This window comes from Allorhizobium ampelinum S4 (assembly GCF_000016285.1).
GTDB classification, from domain to species: Bacteria; Pseudomonadota; Alphaproteobacteria; order Rhizobiales; family Rhizobiaceae; genus Allorhizobium; species Allorhizobium ampelinum.
Window position 1 is genome coordinate 3,254,314 of record NC_011989.1, and the last position, 22,007, is coordinate 3,276,320.

The 22,007-nt window shown below is 59.7% G+C and carries 18 protein-coding genes; 15 read left to right on the forward strand and 3 right to left on the reverse strand.

The genetic code is table 11. The annotated features are described in order from the left end of the window. Positions 1 to 11: 11 nt before the first annotated feature. The 5 genes from kduI to AVI_RS15395 are packed head-to-tail and all read left to right on the forward strand — an operon-like array spanning position 12 to position 5,738. The gene (gene kduI / locus AVI_RS15375) at positions 12 to 833 is read left to right on the forward strand and encodes a 5-dehydro-4-deoxy-D-glucuronate isomerase (protein WP_015917222.1); all 822 of its coding nucleotides are present in this window, start codon (positions 12 to 14) and stop codon (positions 831 to 833) included. Further along, positions 830 to 1,576 carry a 2-dehydro-3-deoxy-D-gluconate 5-dehydrogenase KduD gene (gene kduD, locus AVI_RS15380; protein ID WP_015917223.1) on the forward strand — a complete coding sequence of 249 codons (747 nt, stop codon included), beginning with the start codon at positions 830 to 832 and terminating at the stop codon, positions 1,574 to 1,576. Before kduI ends, kduD begins: the two co-directional genes overlap by 4 nt. Continuing rightward, on the forward strand, positions 1,554 to 3,023 hold the full coding sequence (locus AVI_RS15385) for a mannitol dehydrogenase family protein (RefSeq protein ID WP_015917224.1): 1,470 nt from the start codon (positions 1,554 to 1,556) through the stop codon (positions 3,021 to 3,023). The genes kduD and AVI_RS15385 overlap by 23 nt, the downstream gene beginning before the upstream one ends. Further along, positions 3,020 to 4,213 (forward strand): mannonate dehydratase, encoded by a 1,194-nt coding sequence (uxuA, locus tag AVI_RS15390; protein WP_015917225.1) that lies wholly within the window; start codon positions 3,020 to 3,022, stop codon positions 4,211 to 4,213. Before AVI_RS15385 ends, uxuA begins: the two co-directional genes overlap by 4 nt. Next, positions 4,206 to 5,738 carry a UxaA family hydrolase gene (locus AVI_RS15395; protein WP_015917226.1) on the forward strand — a complete coding sequence of 511 codons (1,533 nt, stop codon included), beginning with the start codon at positions 4,206 to 4,208 and terminating at the stop codon, positions 5,736 to 5,738. Before uxuA ends, AVI_RS15395 begins: the two co-directional genes overlap by 8 nt. 57 nt (positions 5,739 to 5,795) lie before the next feature. Here AVI_RS15395 and AVI_RS15400 read toward each other — a convergent pair whose 3' ends face one another. From AVI_RS15400 to AVI_RS15410, 3 genes are all read right to left on the reverse strand, one after another. After that, positions 5,796 to 7,229, reverse strand: coding sequence for an NAD(P)(+) transhydrogenase (Re/Si-specific) subunit beta (locus tag AVI_RS15400; RefSeq protein WP_015917227.1), 1,434 nt, complete (start codon positions 7,227 to 7,229; stop codon positions 5,796 to 5,798). 16 nt (positions 7,230 to 7,245) lie between these two features. Next, positions 7,246 to 8,817: a Re/Si-specific NAD(P)(+) transhydrogenase subunit alpha gene (locus AVI_RS15405; protein WP_041698220.1), complete on the reverse strand. Its 1,572-nt coding sequence runs from the start codon at positions 8,815 to 8,817 to the stop codon at positions 7,246 to 7,248. Positions 8,818 to 9,121: 304 nt separating this feature from the next. Beyond that, on the reverse strand, positions 9,122 to 10,054 hold the full coding sequence (locus AVI_RS15410) for a LysR family transcriptional regulator (protein WP_015917229.1): 933 nt from the start codon (positions 10,052 to 10,054) through the stop codon (positions 9,122 to 9,124). Positions 10,055 to 10,331: 277 nt separating this feature from the next. On the opposite strand from AVI_RS15410, the gene chvE reads away from it, so the two are divergent. The 10 genes from chvE to AVI_RS15460 all read left to right on the forward strand — a co-directional run bounded on the left by chvE (position 10,332) and on the right by AVI_RS15460 (position 22,007). After that, positions 10,332 to 11,345 carry a multiple monosaccharide ABC transporter substrate-binding protein gene (gene chvE, locus AVI_RS15415; RefSeq protein WP_156542295.1) on the forward strand — a complete coding sequence of 338 codons (1,014 nt, stop codon included), beginning with the start codon at positions 10,332 to 10,334 and terminating at the stop codon, positions 11,343 to 11,345. Between the two features lie 125 nt (positions 11,346 to 11,470). Then, complete coding sequence (gene mmsA, locus AVI_RS15420) at positions 11,471 to 13,006, forward strand: multiple monosaccharide ABC transporter ATP-binding protein (protein WP_041697112.1); 1,536 nt, start codon at positions 11,471 to 11,473, stop codon at positions 13,004 to 13,006. Beyond that, the gene (mmsB, locus tag AVI_RS15425) at positions 13,006 to 14,205 is read left to right on the forward strand and encodes a multiple monosaccharide ABC transporter permease (protein WP_015917232.1); all 1,200 of its coding nucleotides are present in this window, start codon (positions 13,006 to 13,008) and stop codon (positions 14,203 to 14,205) included. Before mmsA ends, mmsB begins: the two co-directional genes overlap by 1 nt. Positions 14,206 to 14,382: 177 nt before the next feature. Then, entirely contained in the window at positions 14,383 to 15,348 is a 966-nt protein-coding gene (gene araD1 / locus AVI_RS15430) for an AraD1 family protein (protein ID WP_015917233.1), read from the forward strand. Between the two features lie 94 nt (positions 15,349 to 15,442). Next, entirely contained in the window at positions 15,443 to 17,188 is a 1,746-nt protein-coding gene (gene araD / locus AVI_RS15435) for an L-arabinonate dehydratase (protein ID WP_041697114.1), read from the forward strand. Positions 17,189 to 17,261: 73 nt separating this feature from the next. Then, the gene (locus AVI_RS15440; protein ID WP_015917235.1) at positions 17,262 to 18,209 is read left to right on the forward strand and encodes a Gfo/Idh/MocA family protein; all 948 of its coding nucleotides are present in this window, start codon (positions 17,262 to 17,264) and stop codon (positions 18,207 to 18,209) included. 169 nt (positions 18,210 to 18,378) lie between these two features. Next, positions 18,379 to 19,893 carry an aldehyde dehydrogenase (NADP(+)) gene (locus AVI_RS15445; RefSeq protein ID WP_015917236.1) on the forward strand — a complete coding sequence of 505 codons (1,515 nt, stop codon included), beginning with the start codon at positions 18,379 to 18,381 and terminating at the stop codon, positions 19,891 to 19,893. A gap of 15 nt (positions 19,894 to 19,908) precedes the next feature. Continuing rightward, a complete protein-coding gene (locus AVI_RS15450) occupies positions 19,909 to 20,850 on the forward strand; it encodes a 2-dehydro-3-deoxygalactonokinase (RefSeq protein ID WP_049777245.1) in 942 nt (313 codons plus the stop codon). 15 nt (positions 20,851 to 20,865) lie between these two features. After that, positions 20,866 to 21,513 (forward strand): 2-dehydro-3-deoxy-6-phosphogalactonate aldolase, encoded by a 648-nt coding sequence (locus tag AVI_RS15455; protein WP_015917238.1) that lies wholly within the window; start codon positions 20,866 to 20,868, stop codon positions 21,511 to 21,513. A gap of 131 nt (positions 21,514 to 21,644) precedes the next feature. Then, complete coding sequence (locus tag AVI_RS15460; RefSeq protein ID WP_015917239.1) at positions 21,645 to 22,007, forward strand: YbaN family protein; 363 nt, start codon at positions 21,645 to 21,647, stop codon at positions 22,005 to 22,007.

The window sequence follows — 22,007 nt, forward strand, 5'->3', positions numbered from 1 at the left end:
GAGTAAAGCCCATGCTGAGCGTTGAAACCCGCCACGCCATCGACCCGCAGACCGCCAAAAGCTTCGACACCACGGCCCTGCGCAAGCATTTCCATGTCGGCGGTATTTTTGCGGCGGGCGAAATCCGGCTTATCTATACCCACTACGACCGGATGATCGTCGGTGGTGCGGTGCCTGAAGGCGCTTCGCTGGTGCTGGACCATGTGAAGGAATGCGGCACCGCCTCCATTCTCGACCGGCGCGAACTTGTCGTCGTCAACATCGGCGGCACCGGCACGGTCGAGGCGGATGCCACCTATGAAATGGGCAAGGGCGACATGCTCTATCTCGGCATGGGCGCGGGCAAGATCACCTTTTCAGGCGCTGGCCGGTTCTACATTCTCTCGGCCCCGGCCCATCACACCTATCCGTCGCGCCTCATCAAGATTGAGGAAGCCGCCAATGTGACGCTTGGCTCGCAGGCGACCTCCAACGAGCGCACGATCTACCAGTTCGTGCATCCTGACGTCATGAAGGCCTGCCAGCTGGTGGTCGGCATGACCAAGCTTGCCCCCGGCTCCGTCTGGAACACCATGCCCGCCCATGTCCATGACCGGCGCATGGAAGCCTATCTGTATTTCGACCTGCCGGAAGGCCAGCGCGCTTTCCATATGATGGGCGAGCCGGACGAGACCCGTCATCTGGTGCTGAAAAACGAGGAAGGCGCGATTTCGCCGCCCTGGTCGATCCATTCGGGTGCAGGTACCGCCAATTACACTTTCATCTGGGCGATGGCCGGTGACAATGTCGATTACAAGGATGTCGAAGTGGTCTCGATGGAGACGCTGAAGTGAGCGATCTGTTCTCTCTTTCGGGCAAGACAGCGCTGGTGACAGGCGCAAATACCGGCATCGGCCAGGCCATTGCCCTGTCGCTGGCCGGGGCTGGCGCCAGCGTGATTTGCGCGGGCCGTTCGCCGGTGACGGAAACTGTCGAGCAGATTACCAATGCTGGCGGCAAGGCGTCCGGCCTTACCCTCGACCTGTCAGACCCGATGGCCGGCAGCGGCATTTTCGAGGATCTCGGCCCGGTCGATATTCTCGTCAACAATGCCGGTATCATCCGCCGCGCCGATGCGGTGGATTTCACCGAAGCCGATTGGGACGCGGTGATGGATGTCAACCTGAAGGCGGTATTCTTCCTCTGCCAGGCCTTCGCCAAAGCCTTGTTTGCCCGCGACGCAGGCGGCAAGATCGTCAATATCGCCTCGATGCTGTCCTTCCAGGGCGGTATCCGCGTGCCATCCTATACGGCGTCGAAAAGCGGTGTCGCCGGGCTGACCAAGCTGCTCGCCAACGAGTGGGCGGCAAAAGACATCAATGTCAACGCCATTGCCCCCGGCTATATCGAAACCAACAATACCGAGGCGCTGCGCAATGACGCGGCCCGCAACAAGGCGATCCTGGAGCGCATTCCGGCTGGTCGCTGGGGCAAGGCCGAAGACATTGGCGGCGCTGCGGTGTTTCTTTCCTCAAGGGCAGCCAAATATATCCATGGCGCCATTCTCAATGTCGATGGAGGCTGGCTTGCCCGCTGATATATCCGCCAATCCGCAACGGCTGCGCCGCCCCGATAGCATCAGACCGCAGACGGGCATTGTCCATCTCGGGCTTGGCGCGTTCTACCGCGCCCATGGGGCGATCTATATCGAACAGGCCATGGAGAAATCCGGCGGGGATTGGGGCATTATCGGCGTTAGCCTGATGCGGCCCGACCAGCGCGATGCGCTCGCCCCCCAGGATTTCGCCTATACCGCCGTCGAGCTTGGGCCGAATGGCGAAACACCGCATGTGATCGGCGTGATCAACGATGTGCTGGTGGCACGGGAAAACCAGAGAGCCGTGATCGACGCGATGAGCGATCCGGCTGTCAAGATCGTCAGCCTGACGGTAACGGAAAAAGGCTATTGCCACGAACCCTCCACCGGCAAACTGAACCGCAACCATCCCGACATCCAGCATGATCTGGCCTATCCAGAAGCCCCCGTCTCCGCCCTCGGCTTTCTGGTACGGGCGCTGGAAAAGCGCCATGCGGCGGGCCTGCGTCCCTTCACGGTGCTATGCTGCGACAACCTGCCGGAAAACGGCAAGGTGGTGCGGGGCGTCGTGCTGGAGCTTGCCGGACTGATCTCATCCGATCTTCAAGGCTGGATTGCCAGTGAAGGTGCTTTTCCCTCGACCATGGTGGATCGGATCGTGCCCGCCACCAAGCCGGAGGATATCGACCGGCTGGCGCAGATCACCGGCGTGCTGGATCTTTCCCCCGTCATGCATGAGCCTTTCCGGCAATGGGTTGTGGAAGACCATTTCGTTGATGGTGAAAGACCGGATCTTGGCGCGGTCGGCGTCGAGCTGGTCAAGGATGTGACGCCGTTCGAGCATATGAAGCTGCGCTGCCTGAACGGCACCCATTCCTCACTTGCCTATCTCGGCTATCTCGCCGGTCACGAAACCATTGCCCAGACGGTGGCCGATCCGGTCTTTGCCCGATTCTGCAAAATGCTGTGGGACACCGAAATCACCCCCGGCCTGAAAGCCCCACCCGGTATCAGCCTTGGCGATTATACAGCAGCCCTGTTTGACCGTTACGCCAATCCCGCCATCCGCCACCGCACCTGGCAGATTGCCATGGACGGATCACAGAAGCTGCCGCAGCGAATTCTCGGCACTCTGACGGAGAACCTCGCCGCCAACCGGCCGATCACGGGATTGGCTTTGGCCGTTGCCGCCTGGATGCGTTATGTTGGCGGTATCGATGAAAAGGGCGACGCCATCGACGTCCGCGACCCGCTGGCCACACGATTGAAAAGCCTGAGCGATGGTGCTGCCGAGCCTGCCGAGAAGGTCGCGGCGCTGTTGTCGGTGCGCGAGATTTTCCCTGCACCGCTGGCCGACAACCCAACTTTCCGCAACGCGCTGACGACAGCTTATCAAAGCCTTGTGACCAAGGGCGCGCGACAGACGATAGAGGATTTGAGCCGATGAAAGAGAGCTGGCGCTGGTACGGACCCTTTGATCGCATTACCCTGACCGAGGTCGCCCAGACCGGGGCCTCCGGCATCGTCAACGCGCTGCATGAAATACCCTATGGCGAGGTCTGGGGCAGCGATGCCATTGCGGCAAGGCGCGACGAGATCGCCGATAGCGGCTTAGGCCTCACCTGGAATGTGGTGGAAAGCCTGCCGATCCATGAGGATATCAAGCGCGGCGAAGGCGATCTTGAGCGGCTGTTTTCCAATTACCGCCAATCGATGAAGAACCTGGCCGATGCCGGTATCCACACGATCTGCTATAATTTCATGCCATTGCTCGACTGGACCCGCACTCAGCTGGATGCGCCGGTTGCGCGCGGCGGCACCGCCTTGCGGTTTTCCGAACCGCATATGGCCGCCTTCGAGATCCATATGCTGGAACGTGACGGTGCTGAAAATGACTATTCGCCAGAGGTGCGCGAGGCCGCCAAGGCTTGGTTCGACGCCTCCAGCGAAGGCCTGCGCCAAAACCTGTTGAACAGCATCATGTCCGGCCTGCCCGGTGCCTTCGACCGCTACGACATAAGCGGGTTGCGTGAGGCGCTGAAGCGCTATCACGGCATCAGCCGCGATGAGATCCGCGCCAACTATGCACGCTTCCTGGCCGAAGTCATCCCGACGGCGGAAGAGCTTGGCATGCGGTTTTGCGTACACCCCGACGATCCGCCGCGCGATATTCTCGGCCTGCCGCGCATCGTCTCCTGCGAAGACGACATTGCCTGGATCATGGAACAGCAACCGGCCCTTGCCAACGGCTTGACGCTGTGCGCGGGCTCGCTGGGTGCCAATCCGAAAAACGATGTGCCTGCCATTGCCGCACGCTTTGCCGAGCGCATCCATTTCGCCCATCTGCGCAATGTGGCCAAGGAGAAGGACGGTTCCTTCCAGGAGGCCGCGCATCTGGATGGCGATACCGACATGGTGACGCTGATTGCCGTGCTGATTGCCGAAGAACGCCGCCGCAAGGCAGACGGTCGCGCCGATTTCGAAATTCCCTTCCGCCCCGATCACGGCCACGAATTGCTTGACGATGTCAGCCGTGGCACCCATCCCGGCTATCCGCTGGTCGGGCGTCTGCGCGGTCTGGCGGAACTGCGCGGGGTCATTCGCGCCCTCTCTCACGGACATGTGCATTATGGCTGAAGGGACAGGGATAGTGTTGCTGCACGCGGACGACACCGTCGCCATCCTGACCAATCCCGCCCCGGCAGGCGCGCAGCCGCTTGGGTTTGGCGTGAGCCTTGATCATCCGGTGGCGCGTGGCCACAAGATTGCCCGACAGGATATGGCGGAGGGAGGCAATATCATCAAGTTCGGACAGGTGATTGGCTATGCCAGCCGCCCGATCCGGGCGGGTGAGCATGTGCATACCGACAACTGTTCCTTCGGCGCTCACGACCAGCACTATGAGGTCGGCGCCGATTACCAGAAGGCGCTGGCCGCCATTCCCATTGTTAAGCCTGAGACATTCATGGGCTATCGCCGGGCGAATGGACAAGCGGGAACGCGCAATTTCATCGCCATCTGCGCCACCGTCAACTGTTCCGCCACGGTCATCCGGCGTGCTGCCGATGACATCAACCGCTCCGGTATTTTGGCTGACTACCCCAATATCGACGGGATCGCCGCCTTTGCGCATGGCACCGGCTGCGGCATGGATGCAGGCGGCGAAGGAGCCGATATTCTGCAACGGGTGCTATGGGGCTACGCCACCCATCCCAATGTCGGCGCTGCGGTTTTTGTCGGTCTGGGTTGCGAGGTCATGCAACTCGCCCGGATGAAAATGCTTTATGGTGGCAATGACGAAAGCCGGTTCTTCGGCCTGACAATCCAGGAGAGTGGCGGCACCGCTGCGACCATCGCGCATCTGATCGACCACATCAAATCCATCCTGCCGGTGGTCAACGCCATCAAGCGCCAGCCGATCCCGGCCTCGGAGCTAAAACTGGCGCTGCAATGCGGCGGCTCGGATGGGTTTTCCGGCATCACCGCCAATCCGGCGCTCGGCATCGCCTCCGATCTGCTTGTCGGCCTGGGCGGCACGGTGGTTCTTTCGGAAACCCCTGAGATCTACGGTGCCGAACAATTACTGCTGCGCCGCGCCGCATCAAGCGAAATCGGCGAGAAGCTGATTGCCCGCATTCGCTGGTGGGAAGACTATACAAAAATGAACCGTGGCTCGATGGACAACAACCCCAGCCCCGGCAACAAACTGGGCGGGCTGACCACCATTCTGGAAAAATCGCTGGGCGCTTCCGCCAAAGCCGGCAGCACGCCGCTGACCGACGTGCTGAACTACGCAGAACGGATCGAAACCCCCGGCTTCGTCTTCATGGACACCCCAGGCTACGACCCGGTCTCTGCCACCGGCCAGATCGCTGGCGGCGCGCAAATGCTGGTGTTCACCACCGGCCGAGGCTCCGCCTTCGGCTCCAAGCCCACCCCCACCATCAAGCTCGCCACCAACAGCAAATTGTTCGAGGACATGCCCGACGACATGGACCTCAACTGCGGCGACATCATCAGCGCCGGGATTTCGGTGGAACAGAAAGGGCGAGAGATTCTCGATCTCGTGCTCGCTTCAGCTTCGGGGCAGAAGACCAAGTCGGAGATTTTGGGCTTGGGGGATAATGAATTTGTGCCTTGGCAGGTTGGTGCGGTGATGTGAGGATTCAAAAAGCCGGGTGTTTCCACCCGGCTTTCCATCTCTCAAACCTGTCAAATCTTACTTAATCATCGGCAACAATTCAGTGATCGACTTCTTCGCGTCGCCATAGAACATCCGCGTATTTTCCTTATAAAATAGCGGGTTCTCGATGCCGGAATAGCCGGTGCCTTGGCCGCGTTTGGAGACGAACACCTGCTTGGCCTTCCACACCTGCAAGACAGGCATGCCGGCAATCGGGCTGTTGGGGTCTTCTTCGGCTGCTGGGTTGACGATGTCGTTGGAGCCGATGACGATGACGACGTCGGTGCTTGGAAAATCGTCGTTGATTTCGTCCATTTCCATGACGATGTCGTAAGGCACCTTGGCTTCGGCCAGCAGCACGTTCATATGGCCGGGCAAACGGCCTGCCACCGGATGAATGGCAAAGCGCACGTTTTTGCCAGCGTCACGCAGTTTGCGGGTGAGTTCCGATACCGCCTGCTGGGCTTGAGCCACCGCCATGCCGTAGCCCGGCACGATGATCACGCTTTCAGCCTCGTTCAGCGCATTGGCCACGCCTTCCGCATCGATAGCCACCTGTTCGCCCTCGATTTCCATCGCCGGGCCAGTGGTGCTGCCAAAGCCGCCGAGGATGACCGAGATGAAGGACCGGTTCATCGCTTTGCACATGATGTAAGACAGGATCGCGCCTGACGAGCCAACCAGCGCGCCGGTCACGATCAGCAGGTCATTGCCGAGCGTAAAGCCGATGGCCGCTGCTGCCCAGCCGGAATAGCTGTTGAGCATCGAGACCACCACCGGCATATCGGCACCGCCAATGCCCATGATCATGTGATAGCCGATGAAGAAGGCCAGCAGCGTCATCAGCACCAGCGCCCAGGCACCAGCGCCGTAGAAATAGGCGATCAACAGCAGGAAGGACAAGGCGGCGGCACCGGCGTTGAGCATATGCCCGCCGGGCAACTGCTTGGCCTTGCCATCGATCTTGCCTGCCAGCTTGCCGAAAGCAATGACCGAGCCAGTGAAGGTGACGGCACCGATAAAGACGCCGAGAAACACCTCGACCTTCATGATCGACAGTTCGACAGGCAGTTTATGGGCGAGAATAGCGGCAAAGCCGGTGAGTGCGGCCCGCGCCGTCTCGTCCAACCGGGCAACATGGGCTTCTTCCAGATGGGTGTTATAGCCGATAAACACGGCGGCCAAACCGACAAAGCTATGCAATGCCGCCACAAGCTGTGGCATTTCCGTCATCTGCACGCGGTTTGCCACGTAATAGCCAAGCACAGACCCACCAGCGATCATCAGTACAATGATGAACCAATGGCCAATGCCGGGGCCGAAAATCGTGGCGATGACCGCAAGGCCCATGCCGACAATGCCGTACCACACGGCCCGTTTGGCGCTTTCCTGGCCCGACAGGCCACCCAGCGACAGGATAAACAACACAGCGGCTGCAATATAGGCCGCAGAAACAATACCAATAGCCATAATAACGTCTTCCCCCTCAGGACTTCTGGAACATGGCGAGCATACGCCGTGTCACAAGGAAGCCGCCGACGATATTGATCGTCGCAATCAGCACGGACAGTGCAGCCAGTGTCACCACCAGCCAATTGCCGGAGCCGATCTGGAGCAATGCGCCCAGAATGACGATGCCGGAAATCGCATTGGTCAGGGCCATCAGCGGCGTGTGCAGCGAATGGCTGACACCCCAGATCACCTGGAAACCAACGAAGCAGGCCAGAACGAACACAATGAAATGGCTCATGAAGCTGACCGGAGCGAAAGCACCCACCAACAGCATCACCGCCGTGCCAATCGCCAGCAGCTTGATCTGATTGGCGGTCTGCGCCTTGAACTCGGCAGCTTCCTTGGCCCGCTTTTCATCATGGGTCAGTTCCTTGACCTTCTCCTTCGGCTTGGCAGCGGCAATCGCCTGCACCTTGGGCGGCGGTGGCGGATAGGTGATCGCGCCTTCAAAGGTCACGGTCGCGCCCCTGATAACGTCGTCTTCCATGTTATGGACGAGCTTGCCATCCTTGGCCGGTGTCAGATCCGTCATCATATGGCGGATGTTGGTGGAATAAAGCGTCGAGGATTGCGCCGCCATCCGGCTGGGGAAATCGGTATAGCCAATGACAATAACGCCATTGTCGGACACCACCCGCTGGTCGGCCACGGTCAGATCGCAATTGCCGCCGCGTTCAGCCGCCAGATCGATAATGACAGAGCCGGGCTTCATGGAGGCCACCATATCGGCCAGCCACAGCTTTGGTGCATCCCGACCGGGGATCAGCGCCGTGGTGATGACGATATCGATATCGGGAGCCAGTTCGCGGAACTTCGCCAATTGCTTTTCGCGGAATTCCGGCGAAGACGGCGCGGCATAACCACCGGTCGCGGCCCCATCCTGGCTGGCTTCGAATTCGAGATAGACGAATTGCGCGCCCATGCTTTCAATCTGCTCGGCCACTTCAGGGCGAACGTCGAACGCATAGACGATGGCACCGAGCGAGGTTGCCGTACCGATGGCAGCAAGACCGGCGACACCGGCACCGATGATCAGCACCTTGGCTGGCGGAACCTTACCCGCTGCCGTCACCTGGCCGGTGAAGAACCGGCCAAAATTATTGCCCGCCTCGATCACGGCGCGATAACCGGCAATATTGGCCATGGAAGACAGCGCGTCCATTTTCTGAGCGCGCGATATGCGTGGCACCATATCCATGGCGATAACGTTGGCGCCCTTGGCCTTGGCTTCTTCCAGCAGCGCCGTATTTTGCGCGGGATAAAAGAAGGAGATCAGGGTTTTGCCTGGCGCGAGCTTTTCCACCTCAGAGGATTCCGGCGGACGCACCTTGGCAATCACATCCGCCTGCGCGTAAAGCGCGTCTGCGCTATCGGCGACCGTGACGCCCGCTTTGCGGTAGGCATCGTCGGAAAAACCCGCCGCCTTGCCAGCACCCGTCTCGATCAGGCAGGCATAGCCAAGTTTCTGCAATTGTTGTGCGCTGTCGGGCGTCATCGCAACGCGCGCTTCGCCAGCATATAATTCTTTTGGTGAGCCTATTGTCAAACTCATGGAAACCTCCTGACCCTCGATACGAGGGAACCGCACCAGCTTATAGCCTCCGCGCCCCCCCGTCCCCGTGACATGATGACCTCATGCCTGCGGCATTTAAGGGAGGTCGCGATTGCAAAACAAGCCTTTGTTAACGCTTTCGGTACGTTCGACTATCGATAAACACGGCTTTGCCGACAAACTGGCAAAACCACCAGTGCTTGGCCGGTCTGTGTACAACCGCTACCCCGTGGAAACGTGAGGGCTGCTCCAAAACGACCCTCCTCACAGGCAACCAGATACCAGAAAAGCACAGGCCTCAGCGCGTGATGAATTCCTGAAGGACGAGATCCTGAAGGCGGGCGGCGAGCGTTGACATATGGCGGTTTTTCATACTGATCAAATGGTAGGGCAAGACGATAATCGGTCTGCGGATCTTCAGGCGGCACAGCCCAGCCCCGGTTGTCTGGCGACAGAGCAGGTCGGAAACCTCCCGCGACAGTGGCGTGATCGCATTGGACGCGGCAATCATCGCAATCATCACCAGCAGCGACGTGGTGTTGACGACATCCACCGGCAGCGTTGTTCCCGCATCGATGAAGGCGTTTTCAACGGCCTGGCGCACCGGCGCGCCCGGCCCCTGCATCACCCAAGGAAAATGCAGCAGGTCGGTCATGCGCAGATCCGTCGAATTGGCCAGGGGATGGCTCTGGTGGACGATCAGGTCCACTTCCTCGGTGCGGGCATGACGAATATGGAATTGACGGGCATCGACACCAACAGGGATCCGCCCCAGCACAAAATCGAACTGTCCCGAAACAAGATTGGAGATCAGCGTGCCGCTTGGTGCCACATCGACGTAAATATCGGCGGTCCGTGCCTCCGCCTTCAGGGTGCTGATGGCCGGCACGATATAGCCGAGCGCACCACCCGTCACCGCCCCGACGCTGACCGTGCCGGATGCGCCACGCTTGATCGCATCCACCTCGCGCATCGCCTCGCGCATTTCCTGAAGCAGGATTTCCGAGCGTCGCACCAGCGCCGCCCCCACTTCTGTCGCCTCCATACCCTTGGGCGTGCGCAGAAACACCGCCGCGCCGACGATCCGCTCAATTTCGGCCAGCATGCGCGATGCCGCAGGCTGGGTCATCGAGACCTGGCCTGCGGCAAGGCTCAACTGTCCAAGATCGCCAATCGCCTTGATCAAGGTGAAATGCTTCGGCTGGAGCCGGTTTGCCGGTGTATTATTCATACAGCGTATATCAAGATTGATATGGGGAATGTCAAATAAATCATTTGAATGACATATCGGGACGGATAAGAGTTCACCATGGATCGTGTAGTGCTTATAAAGCCTGCCAGATTCTTTGCGGCGAACAGAAGGAGCTGGGGCCGCTTCTGCATGACGTGCCAGACCGGAAACGGATTACGCGCCAGATCATGTAGCGGATTTATATGGAAACCAAGGGAGGTTCCTCGTGAAGACACTCGTAAAACTTTTTGCGTCCATCGCTTTGGGCGCAGCCGTCATGTCGTCGTCTGTATTTGCAGCCGACAAGGGCACGGTTGGCATTGCCATGCCAACAAAGTCTTCGGCCCGCTGGATCGATGACGGCAACAACATCGTCAAGCAGCTCAAGGAAGCCGGTTACACCACCGACCTTCAGTATGCTGACGACGATATCCCGAACCAGCTCTCGCAGATCGAGAACATGGTCACCAAGGGCGCCAAGGTTCTGGTCGTCGCCGCCATCGACGGCACGACACTGTCCGACGTGCTGAAGCAGGCCCATGACGCGGGCATCAAGGTCATTGCCTATGACCGCCTGATCCGCGACAGCGCCAATGTCGATTACTACGCAACCTTCGACAACTTCCAGGTCGGCGTCTTGCAGGCTGGCACGCTGGTTGACGGCCTCGGCCTCAAGGACGGCAAAGGTCCGTTCAACATCGAGCTGTTCGGCGGCTCGCCTGACGACAACAACGCCTTCTTCTTCTACAATGGCGCAATGTCGGTTCTCCAGCCTTACATCGACAGCGGCAAGCTGGTCGTGAAGTCCGGCCAGACCGGCATGGACAAGGTCGGTACGCTGCGTTGGGATGGTGCCGTTGCCCAGGCCCGTATGGATAACCTGCTGTCGGCCTATTACACCGACGCCAAGGTCAATGCCGTTCTGTCTCCTTATGACGGTATCTCCATCGGCATCATTTCCTCGCTGAAGGGCGTTGGCTACGGTTCCAAGGACCAGCCGCTGCCATTCATCTCCGGTCAGGATGCTGAAGTGCCTTCGGTCAAGTCGATCATTGCCGGTGAGCAGTATTCGACGATCTTCAAGGACACCCGCGATCTCGCCAAGGTGACCGTTTCCATGGTCAACGCGCTGATGGAAGGCAAGACGCCTGAAGTCAACGACACCAAGACCTACGACAACGGCGTCAAGGTGGTTCCGGCTTACCTGCTGAAGCCCGTTGCTGTGACCAAGGCCAACTACGAAAAGGTCCTGGTTGAAGGCGGCTACTACAAGGCCGACCAGCTGAAGTAACAAAAAGCGGCCGGAACTTTTCAAGCAAAAGTTCCGGCTTCCTTTTTATTGTCGCCCGCCTGCGCATTTCTACTGTGGATTTGGCCTACTGTGGATTTGGGCGGCCGTGGCTCTGGAACGATATTATGGAAAATACCATCCTCGAAATGCGGAACATCACCAAGACGTTCCCGGGCGTGAAAGCGCTTGAGAATGTGAACCTCAAGGTTCGCCGTGGTGAAATCCATGCATTGGTGGGAGAGAACGGGGCCGGAAAATCCACCCTGATGAAAGTTCTCTCCGGCGTTTACCCCGCAGGAACCTATGATGGCGACATCGTCTATGATGGCGAAGTGCGCAATTTCAAGGTGATCAAGAATAGCGAAGAAATTGGCATCATCATCATCCACCAGGAACTGGCTTTGGTTCCGCAGTTGTCGATTGCCGAAAACATCTTCCTTGGCAACGAAATTGCCAGCAACGGCGTCATCAGCTGGGAAGAAACCTTCAGCCGCACCAAGAAGCTCCTCGCCAAGGTTGGCTTGAAGGAGCAGCCATCAACGTTGGTGACGGATATCGGTGTCGGCAAGCAGCAGCTGGCGGAAATTGCCAAGGCGCTGTCAAAAAGCGTCAAGCTTTTGATCCTCGATGAGCCAACTGCCTCGCTTAACGAAACCGACAGCGACGCGCTGTTGAACCTGTTGATGGAATTCCGCGAACAGGGCATCACCTCGATCATCATCACCCATAAGCTGAACGAAGTGCGCAAGGTGGCCGACCAGATCACCGTGCTGCGCGACGGCATGACGGTCAAGACTTTGAACTGTCATGAGGAAGAAGTCAGCGAAGACGTCATCATCCGCAACATGGTCGGCCGCGACCTGGAAGACCGATACCCGCCACGCGACGTGCCGATTGGCGAAACCGTTCTTGAGGTTAAGAACTGGAACGCCTTCCACCATCAGCACCGTGACCGCCAGGTTCTGCATGACATCAACGTGTCAGTGAAACGCGGCGAAGTCGTCGGCATTGCCGGGCTGATGGGCGCCGGTCGCACAGAATTCGCCATGAGCGTGTTTGGCAAAGCCTATGGTCACAAGATCAGCGGCGATGTTCTGATCGACGGCAAGCCGGTCGATGTCTCGACCGTGCGCAAGGCCATCGACGCGGGTCTCGCCTATGTCACCGAAGACCGCAAGCATCTGGGCCTGGTTCTGGCCGAAACCATCCTGCACAACACCACGCTTGCCAATCTGCCCGGCGTGTCCAAGGCCACTGTCATCAACGATATCAGGGAAATCAAGGTCGCCACCGATTATCGCTCGAAGCTGCGCATCCGTTCGCACGGCATCTACCAGGAAACCGTCAATCTATCGGGCGGCAACCAGCAGAAGGTGGTTTTGTCGAAATGGCTGTTTTCCAACCCGGAAGTTCTCATTCTCGATGAACCGACCCGTGGTATCGACGTTGGCGCGAAATACGAAATCTACAGCATCATCAACCAGCTTGCAGCCGACGGAAAAGGCGTTCTGATGATTTCATCGGAAATGCCCGAACTGCTTGGCACCTGCGATCGCATCTACGTCATGAATGAAGGACGCATGGTGGCCGAGCTCTCGAAAGAAGAGGCAAGCCAGGAAAGCATCATGCGCGCTATCATGCGCTCAGGGGAGAAGAAATAATGAGTTCCGTCAACCCTTCCACGGAAGAACAGAACGTGGTGTCGGTCGCCTCCTATATTCGCGCCAATATCCGCGAATATGGCATGTTGATCGCGCTCGTCGCCATCATGGTGTTTTTCCAGTTCTACACGGGCGGCATTCTCTTCAAGCCGGTCAACCTGACCAATCTAGTTTTGCAGAATTCCTTCATCATCATCATGGCGCTTGGCATGCTGCTGGTGATCGTTGCCGGACATATCGATCTGTCGGTCGGCTCCATCGTCGGCTTCATCGGTGCCATTGCCGCCATCCTGACCGTGCAATGGGGCCTTGGCTTCCTGCCAACGGTTTTGATCTGTTTGGTGATTGGCGGTGTGATCGGTGCGGCACAGGGCTATTGGGTCGCCTATCACCGCATTCCGTCCTTCATCGTCACGCTGGCTGGGATGCTGGTGTTTCGTGGCCTGACCCTGTTCGTGCTCGGTGGCCGTAACATCGGTCCTTTTCCGAAGGAATTCCAGCTGATCAGCACCGGCTTCCTGCCGGATCTGTTCGACATGGGTGACATCCATTCGACATCGATTATCCTGACCGTGATCGGCGCCGTCGCGCTGTTCGTGCTTGCCTGGCGTCGTCGGCAGGTCAATGTCGCCCACGGCATCGATGTCGAGCCGTTCGGCTTCTTCGTGGCGCAGAACCTGATCGTCTCAGGCGCTGTCTTGCTGCTCGGCTATCTGCTGTCAACCTATCGCGGCATGCCGAACGTTCTGGTCGTCATGCTCGTGCTGATCATGCTCTATTCCTTCGTCACCCGCCGCACCACCATTGGTCGCCGGATCTACGCCATGGGCGGCAATGAAAAGGCCACCAAGCTGTCGGGTATCAATACCGAGCGGCTGAGCTTCCTGACCTTCGTCAATATGGGCGTTCTGGCGGGCCTCGCCGGCATGATCGTCGCAGCGCGCCTTAACTCCGCAACGCCGAAGGCTGGCAGCGGCTTCGAGCTGGACGTCATTGCGGCCTGCTTTATCGGCGGCGCATCGGCCTCAGGCGGCGTCGGCAAGATCACCGGTGCGGTCATCGGTGCCTTCATCATGGGCGTGATGAACAACGGCATGTCGATCATCGGTCTCGGCATCGACTTCCAGCAGATGGTCAAGGGCTTGGTGCTGCTCGCCGCCGTGTTCTTCGACGTCTATAATAAGAATAAAGCAGCCTGACACTTTTGGGCCGGAAGCACTCACCTGCTTCCGGCCCGAACCCCACGACGTGCAGCAATCCCGGGAATAATGTGAAGCGGCGTTCCTGCCGATTGCATGAGAGTAAAACCAGAGACCGTTTCAACGCCTCCGTTGCCATATGAAACGCTCCATGAAATGTTCCAAGGACACTGAACAATGTATCTTTCACAGTTGAAGGCTGGCGGAGTGATCTGCCGGCAGGGTGAAACCGCGCGCCTCGTGCCAGGATTTTCCTCCACCTACGATCTCGCCAAGGCAGCAATTGCGGCCAAGGTGTCCATTACCGACCTGATCGCCAAACAAGGCGCTGGCGATACCGTCGATCTCGCAGCCCTTGCCGCCAGCGGCAAGCTGGATTGCCCGGTGCGTCACCCCGATGCCGCTCATATGTTCCTGACCGGCACTGGCCTGACCCATACCGGTTCGGCATCGGCCCGTGACAATATGCATGCCGACACGGCAGGCATGAGCGACTCGATGAAAATGTTCCGCATGGGCCTTGAAGGCGGCAAGCCAAAGGCTGGTGAGTGGGGCGTTCAGCCGGAATGGTTCTACAAAGGCACCGGCGTCAATGCGATTGCGCCGGGCGACGGGCTGGAATCGCCGTCCTTTGCGCTTGATGGCGGCGAAGAACCGGAAATCGCGGGCTTTTATGTTATCGATAACGACGGTACACCGGTTCGTCTCGGCTTTTCGCTCGCCAACGAATTTTCCGACCATGTGACCGAGAAGATCAACTATCTCTATCTTGCCCATTCCAAGCTGCGCCCCGCCTCATTCGGCCCGGAACTGCTGGTTGGCGATCTTCCGGCCAACGTCACCGGCGCATCGAAGATCCTTCGGGACGGCAAGACGGTCTGGGAAAAGCCCTTCCTGTCGGGTGAGGACAACATGTCCCACACCATCGCCAATCTGGAATATCACCATTTCAAATACGGATTGTTCTGCCAGCCGGGCGACCTGCATGTGCATATGTTCGGCACTGCGACGCTGTCCTTTGCCGATGGCTTCAAGACCGTTCCCGGCGACGTGTTCGAAGTCAGCGCCAGCCAGTTCGGCCTGCCGCTGCAAAACCCGCTGGTGGTGGCGGCGGAAACGCCCTTTGCCGTCAAGACGCTTTGATGCCGCAATCGGCGGCATCAATACGGCCTGAATAATAGAAGAGAACGGCGGCGTTCAGCCGCTCAAACTGAACGAAACACGGGATAGAAACGCCATGAGTGGTTTTACACCAAAAGCTTGGCCTCGCAAACTGAGGTCGCAGGAATGGTACGGCGGCAACTCACGCGATACGATTTACCATCGCGGCTGGATGAAGAACCAGGGATATCCGCATGACCTGTTCGATGGCCGTCCGGTCATCGGCGTTCTCAACACCTGGTCGGACCTCACCCCCTGCAACGGCCATCTGCGCGAGCTGGCTGAAAAGGTGAAGGCCGGTATCTGGGAAGCCGGTGGTTTTCCGGTCGAAGTGCCGGTGTTCTCGGCGTCTGAAAACACCTTCCGCCCGACCGCGATGATGTATCGCAACTTGGCGGCGCTGGCCGTCGAGGAAGCCATGCGTGGCCAGCCAATTGATGGCGCCGTGCTGTTGGTCGGCTGCGACAAGACGACGCCGTCGCTGGTGATGGCCGCTGCCTCTACCGACATTCCGTCCATCGTCGTTACCGGCGGGCCGATGCTGAACGGCTATTTCCGTGGCGAGCGTGTCGGCTCCGGCACGCATCTGTGGAAATTCTCCGAGGCCGTCAAGGCAGGCGAGATGACCCAGGAAGAATTCATGGAGGCCGAAGCCTCGATGTCACGCTCCAGCGGCACCTGCAACACCATGGGCACAGCCTCGACCATGGCGTCGATGGTAGAATCGCTCGGCATGGCCTTGTCCGGCAATGCCGCCATTCCCGCCGTTGACAGCCGCCGCCGGGTGATGGCGCAGCTTTCGGGTCGCCGGATCGTGCAAATGGTCAAGGACGACCTGAAACCATCCGACATCATGACCAAGGAAGCCTTTGAAAACGCCATCCGCATCAATGGTGCCATCGGCGGTTCCACCAATGCGGTCGTGCATCTTCTGGCCATGGCCGGTCGCTGTGGGATCGATCTGACGCTGGATGACTGGGACCGCTGTGGCCGCGATATCCCCACCATCGTCAACCTGATGCCATCGGGCGAGTATCTGATGGAAGAATTCTTCTATGCCGGTGGTCTGCCCGTGGTCATCAAGATGCTGGCCGAAGCCGGCAAGCTGCATAAGGACGCGCTGACCGTTTCCGGCGAAACCCTGTGGGACGAAGTCAAGGATGTCCGCAACTGGAACGAAGACGTCATCCGCCCCTTCGACAAGGCGCTGACCCAGCAGGGCGGCATCGCCGTGCTGCGTGGAAACCTGGCCCCGAAGGGCTGCGTGCTGAAGCCATCGGCGGCTTCCGCGCATCTGATGAAACATCGCGGTCGCGCTGTGGTGTTCGAAGACATCGACGATTACAAGGCCAAGATCAATGACGAGGCCCTCGACATTGACGAAACCTGCGTGATGGTGATGAAGAACTGTGGTCCGCGTGGCTATCCAGGCATGGCCGAGGTCGGCAATATGGGCCTGCCGCCCAAGGTGCTGCGCAAGGGCATTACCGACATGGTGCGCATTTCCGATGCCCGCATGTCCGGCACCGCATACGGTACCGTGCTGCTGCACACCTCGCCGGAAGCCGCCCGTGGCGGACCGCTGGCCATCGTCAAGAATGGCGACTTCATCGAAATCGATGTCGAGGCACGCCGGGTGCATCTGGATATTTCCGACGAGGAAATGCAGCGCCGCCTAGCCGATTGGCGTCCGAATGTCGAGCCGCCAGCCAGCGGCTATGCCCGCCTGTTCCACGATCACGTGGAGGGTGCCGATACCGGCGCCGACTTCGACTTCCTCAAGGGCTGCCGTGGTGCCGCCGTTGGCAAGGACGCGCATTGATCCATCTCTCTCCCGTCAAGCGCGCCCCAAAGGCGCGCTTGACACCATTCAATGACGAGACAGGGAACAGGTCATGACCTCTTCTGAAAACACCGGAACCAGGATTGCCCTGGCGCTGGCCGGCGTCGGCAAGATTGCCCGCGACCAGCATATTCCGTCCTGCGAAAACGGCAGTGACTTCGTGATCGCCGCCGCCATCAGCCGCAATGGCAAGATCGACAGCGCCGAGAATTTCGAAAATTTCGACGTGTTTCTGGAGACCCGCCAGGATATCCGCGCCATCGCCCTCTGCACCCCGCCTGACGTCCGTTTTGCCATGGCCAAGAAGGCGATTGCCAACGGCCTCGACGTGCTGATGGAAAAGCCGCCTGCCGCAACCATCGGCGAAGCCCAGGCGCTGGCCGAATTGGCGCGTGACGCGGGCGTCACCCTGTTTGCCACCTGGCATTCCCGCTTTGCCAATGGTGTTGAACCAGCCCGCCAATGGCTCTTGGACAAGACCATCACCCGGATTGAGATCACCTGGAAGGAAGATGTCCGTCGCTGGCATCCCGGACAGGCCTGGATCTGGGAGGCTGGCGGTTTCGGCGTGTTCGATCCGGGCATCAATGCCCTGTCGATCCTGACCGCGATCATTCCAGGCCAAACCATCGTTGAAAAAGCCGCCTTGTCCTTCCCCGCCAATCGCCAGCAGCCGATTGCCGCCAGCCTGACGATGCGCAGTGCCGCCGGTGCGCCGATCAAGGCCGAGTTCGACTGGCGCCAGGAAGGTCCGCAGACCTGGGATATCGTCGTCGAGACGGATCAGGGCACGCTGAGGCTCGCAAAAGGCGGCGCGGAACTCTATATAAATGAGACACTGACCGTGGAAGGCCCCGACCGGGAATATGCCCGCATCTACACGCGTTTTGCCGAACTGGTGCGCAGCCGCGAAAGCGACGTCGATTTCCAGCCGCTTCGGCTGGTTGCCGACGCCTTTCTGACGGCGGAGCGTCATGAAGTGGAAGCCTTCATCGAGTAAGACCAGTTTTATCGGACGGGATCGACATCAGCCGATTCCGCCCTCCAAGCCGAATGCCCAAGCAAACGATGCGACAAAGTTTAGACGTCGGCGCATCCAGGGCAAATAGCAGCGCGACCGGTTAATTGCCGTACCGCCTGCCGAACGACACTTTTGAAAGGACTGCTCCATGACGCTGAACCTCACCGGAAAACACCTGATTGCCGGCGAATGGGTTGAAGGTACGGGAACCTTCAGCTCCAGCCCTGCTTCGGGCGAGAGCCATACATTCTTCCTGGGCTCCGCCGCTCTGGTCGACCGCGCCATGAAAGCCGCCGAACAGGCCTTTGCCAGCTATGGCTATTCCTCCCGCGAAGAGCGCGCCAAGTTTCTGGAAGCCATCGCCGAGGAAATCGATGCGCGTGGCGATGAAATCACCAAGATCGGCACCCAGGAAACCGGCCTGCCGGAAGCCAGGCTCGTCGGCGAACGTGGCCGCACCACCGGCCAACTGCGGTTGTTTGCCGAGCATATCCGCAAGGGCGATTATCTCGACCGCCGCTACGATGCCGCCCTGCCGGAACGCCAGCCCCTGCCCCGCCCCGACATTCGCCTGATGCAGCGGCCCATCGGCCCGGTCGGCGTGTTCGGCGCGTCGAACTTTCCGCTGGCCTTCTCCACCGCGGGCGGCGACACCGCCTCGGCGCTGGCCGCCGGTTGCCCTGTTGTCGTCAAGGGTCATGAAGCCCATCCCGGCACGTCCGAAATCGTCGCCCAGGCGATCCACGCTGCCATCAAGAGCACCGGTGTTCATCCCGGCACCTTTTCGCTGGTGCAGGGCGGCAACCGCGAAACCGGCGAAGCCATCTGCCTGCATCCGTTGACCCGCGCCGTCGGCTTTACCGGCTCGCTGCGCGGTGGCCGCGCGCTGTTTGATCTCTGCGTGCGCCGTGATGAGCCCATTCCATTCTTCGGCGAATTGGGATCGGTCAATCCGATGTTCCTGCTGCCCGCCGCCGTCTCGGCCCGTGGCGAGGCCATTGCCAAGGGTTGGGCGGGTTCGCTCACCATGGGCGCTGGCCAGTTCTGCACCAATCCCGGCATCGCCATCATCAAGGCAGGCCCTGAGGCCGACGCCTTCCTGGAAGCCGCCAAGACCGCGCTGGCTGCCGCCAATGCCCAGACCATGCTGACCGATGGCATTGCCAATGCCTACCGCGAAGGTGCCAAGCGCATCGAGGAAACCTCGGGCGTCCAGTCCGTGCTGACCTCCACCTGCGACCTGCGCAATGCCAAGCCCTATCTGTTTGCCACGACAGGTGAAAACTGGCTGGCAAACCATGTGTTGAGCGAGGAAGTCTTCGGTCCGCTCGGTGTGTTCGTCACTGTCAAGGACGAAGATGAAATGGTTGGCATTGCAGAAAGCCTGGTCGGCCAGTTGACCACGACACTGCAAATGGACGACGCCGACGCGCAGATCGCGCGCAAGCTGCTGCCAATCCTGGAACGCAAGTCTGGCCGCGTGCTGGCCAACGGTTTCCCGACTGGTGTCGAGGTTTGCGATGCCATGGTGCATGGCGGGCCTTATCCGGCCACCACCAATTTCGGCGCAACCTCTGTCGGTACGATGGCGATCCGTCGCTTCCTGCGTCCGGTCAGCTATCAGAACATTCCGGTCGCCCTGCTGCCGGAAGACCTGCAATAAGCGCGGACGAACAGCATGGCTGACATAACCGAAACGGGTGCAGAGATCGGCCAGCCCTTCGTTGGGCTTGCCGATTGGGGCACCAGCAATTTCCGCCTCTGGCTGGTGGATGGCGCGGGCAATGTGCTCGGCGAGCGCCAGTCTGCCGACGGCATGTCGGCCTGCGCGGCGGACAACCGGTTTGCAGCCGTGTTGGAAGAACATCTGGAGGCGCTGTCAGCGCCTCTGGATCTTCCGGTGGTGATCGCCGGCATGGCGGGCGCTCGCGCCGGTTGGCTGGAAGCGCCCTATGTCGAAACCCCCGCTTCGCTGTCCGGTCTTCATCACCATAGCGTCAGCCCGAAAGCATCGCGCCCGGTTTATATTCTGCCCGGCCTCTGCCAGATCAACACCGGCCCCTTTGATGTGATGCGCGGCGAAGAAACCCAGCTTGCCGGTGTCGTGGCGGGTGGCATGGCTTCGGGCGTGATCTGCATGCCCGGCACCCATTGCAAATGGGTGGATCTGGAAAACGGCGTGGTGCAGAGATTTCGCACCGTCATGACCGGCGAACTGTTTGACCTGATTGCCAAACAATCGATCCTGCGCCTATCGATCCAGCAAGCCCCGGCAGAAACCGACCAGACCGTGTTTGCCGATGCTGTCAGCGAAGCGCTGGGCGAAAATTTCACCCTGACCACCAGCCTGTTTTCGATCCGTGCCGCCGGTCTGCTTTCATCGCCTGGAGCCAATGAGGCGGCCAGTCGGCTCTCCGGCCTGCTGATCGGCGCGGAAATCGCGGGCATGCGCGAGTGGATCGGTTCCGGCAAGACCGTGCATATCGTCGGCTCGAAAGCGCTCTCGGCGCTCTATGCCAAGGCGATCACCCTGGCGGACGGCAGTGCCAGCATTCTTGACGGCAGCGCCCTGGTGCGCGACGGTCTGTTTGCCGCCGCCAAGGCCATTCTTCAAAACTGACGTTAGGACCAGATCATGACCACCACCCATACCCCATGGCCGCAGTTGAAGCGCGAACTCGTCGCCATCCTGCGCGGCATCGGTCCTGAGGACATCGAAAGTGTTGTCGATGTGCTTCTGGAACAGGGCTTCGAGGCCATCGAAGTGCCGTTGAATTCGCCCGATCCGTTCATTTCCATTGAAAAGGCCCGCAAACGTGCGCCTGATGGTGTGCTGATCGGCGCGGGAACCGTACTGGATGCCGGTTCGGTCGAGCAATTGCACAGTGTTGGCGGCAACCTTCTGGTGACACCGAACACCGACCCGGCAGTCATTGGCCAGGCCGCCCGGCTGGGCATGGTCTCCATGCCCGGCGCCTTTACGCCGACAGAAGCGCTGGCCGCCATCAAGGCCGGTGCCTCGGCGATCAAATTCTTCCCCGCCAGCGTGCTGGGACCAAGCGGCATCAATGCCATCAAGGCCATTCTGCCCGCCAATTTCCCAATCGGCGCCGTCGGCGGCGTTGGCGAAAACAATTTCGGCGACTATCTGAAGGCGGGCGTCCGCGCCTTCGGCATCGGCACCAGCCTCTACAAGCCCGGCGACAAGGCCGATGTGGTCAAAGAACGCGCCGCAACGCTGGTCGCTGCCTATGATGCCGCCGTTGCTGCCCATAAGGCATAGGGTTTCATCCACTGTCTGCCAGCGTTAACGTCACCATGCGCTGGCAGATAGAGAGATCGATCTATCCGCCCATGAAGTACATACCCAAAAAATCCTGTATCATGGATAGGATCTGGTTTGAGGGAATACACATGCGGCTGATATTGCTGGGCTTGGGCTGGTTTTTCGTCGCGCTGGGCATTGTCGGCATTTTCCTTCCAGTGCTACCGACCACGCCGTTCATTATCCTTGCCGCCGCCCTGTTTGCTCGCTCCTCGCCGCGCTTTGAGCAATGGCTGCTCGACCATCCCCGTTTCGGCCAGCCGCTCCTGGACTGGCGCCGCCAAGGTGCAATCTCGCGGCGCGCCAAGGTCGCCGCCGTCCTGGCGATGGCCGTCAGCTTTGCCGTGATGTGGTTCTTCTCATCCGCACCGCTTTACGTGCGCGTTGGTACCGGGATCATCCTACTCTGCTCGGCGGCTTTTGTCGTCACCCGGCCTGCGCCGAAACAGTAA

Coding starts and splice junctions, on each gene's coding strand:
- AVI_RS15440 (WP_015917235.1), top strand. CDS start 17,262: ATGACCTCTTCTGAAAACACCGGAACCAGGATTGCCCTGGCGCTGGCC.
- mmsB (WP_015917232.1), top strand. CDS start 13,006: ATGAGTTCCGTCAACCCTTCCACGGAAGAACAGAACGTGGTGTCGGTC.
- araD1 (WP_015917233.1), top strand. CDS start 14,383: ATGTATCTTTCACAGTTGAAGGCTGGCGGAGTGATCTGCCGGCAGGGT.
- AVI_RS15445 (WP_015917236.1), top strand. CDS start 18,379: ATGACGCTGAACCTCACCGGAAAACACCTGATTGCCGGCGAATGGGTT.
- kduI (WP_015917222.1), top strand. CDS start 12: ATGCTGAGCGTTGAAACCCGCCACGCCATCGACCCGCAGACCGCCAAA.
- AVI_RS15450 (WP_049777245.1), top strand. CDS start 19,909: ATGGCTGACATAACCGAAACGGGTGCAGAGATCGGCCAGCCCTTCGTT.
- chvE (WP_156542295.1), top strand. CDS start 10,332: ATGTCGTCGTCTGTATTTGCAGCCGACAAGGGCACGGTTGGCATTGCC.
- AVI_RS15385 (WP_015917224.1), top strand. CDS start 1,554: ATGGAGGCTGGCTTGCCCGCTGATATATCCGCCAATCCGCAACGGCTG.
- AVI_RS15455 (WP_015917238.1), top strand. CDS start 20,866: ATGACCACCACCCATACCCCATGGCCGCAGTTGAAGCGCGAACTCGTC.
- AVI_RS15410 (WP_015917229.1), bottom strand. CDS start 10,054: ATGAATAATACACCGGCAAACCGGCTCCAGCCGAAGCATTTCACCTTG.
- AVI_RS15400 (WP_015917227.1), bottom strand. CDS start 7,229: ATGGCTATTGGTATTGTTTCTGCGGCCTATATTGCAGCCGCTGTGTTG.
- araD (WP_041697114.1), top strand. CDS start 15,443: ATGAGTGGTTTTACACCAAAAGCTTGGCCTCGCAAACTGAGGTCGCAG.
- mmsA (WP_041697112.1), top strand. CDS start 11,471: ATGGAAAATACCATCCTCGAAATGCGGAACATCACCAAGACGTTCCCG.
- AVI_RS15395 (WP_015917226.1), top strand. CDS start 4,206: ATGGCTGAAGGGACAGGGATAGTGTTGCTGCACGCGGACGACACCGTC.
- AVI_RS15460 (WP_015917239.1), top strand. CDS start 21,645: ATGCGGCTGATATTGCTGGGCTTGGGCTGGTTTTTCGTCGCGCTGGGC.
- uxuA (WP_015917225.1), top strand. CDS start 3,020: ATGAAAGAGAGCTGGCGCTGGTACGGACCCTTTGATCGCATTACCCTG.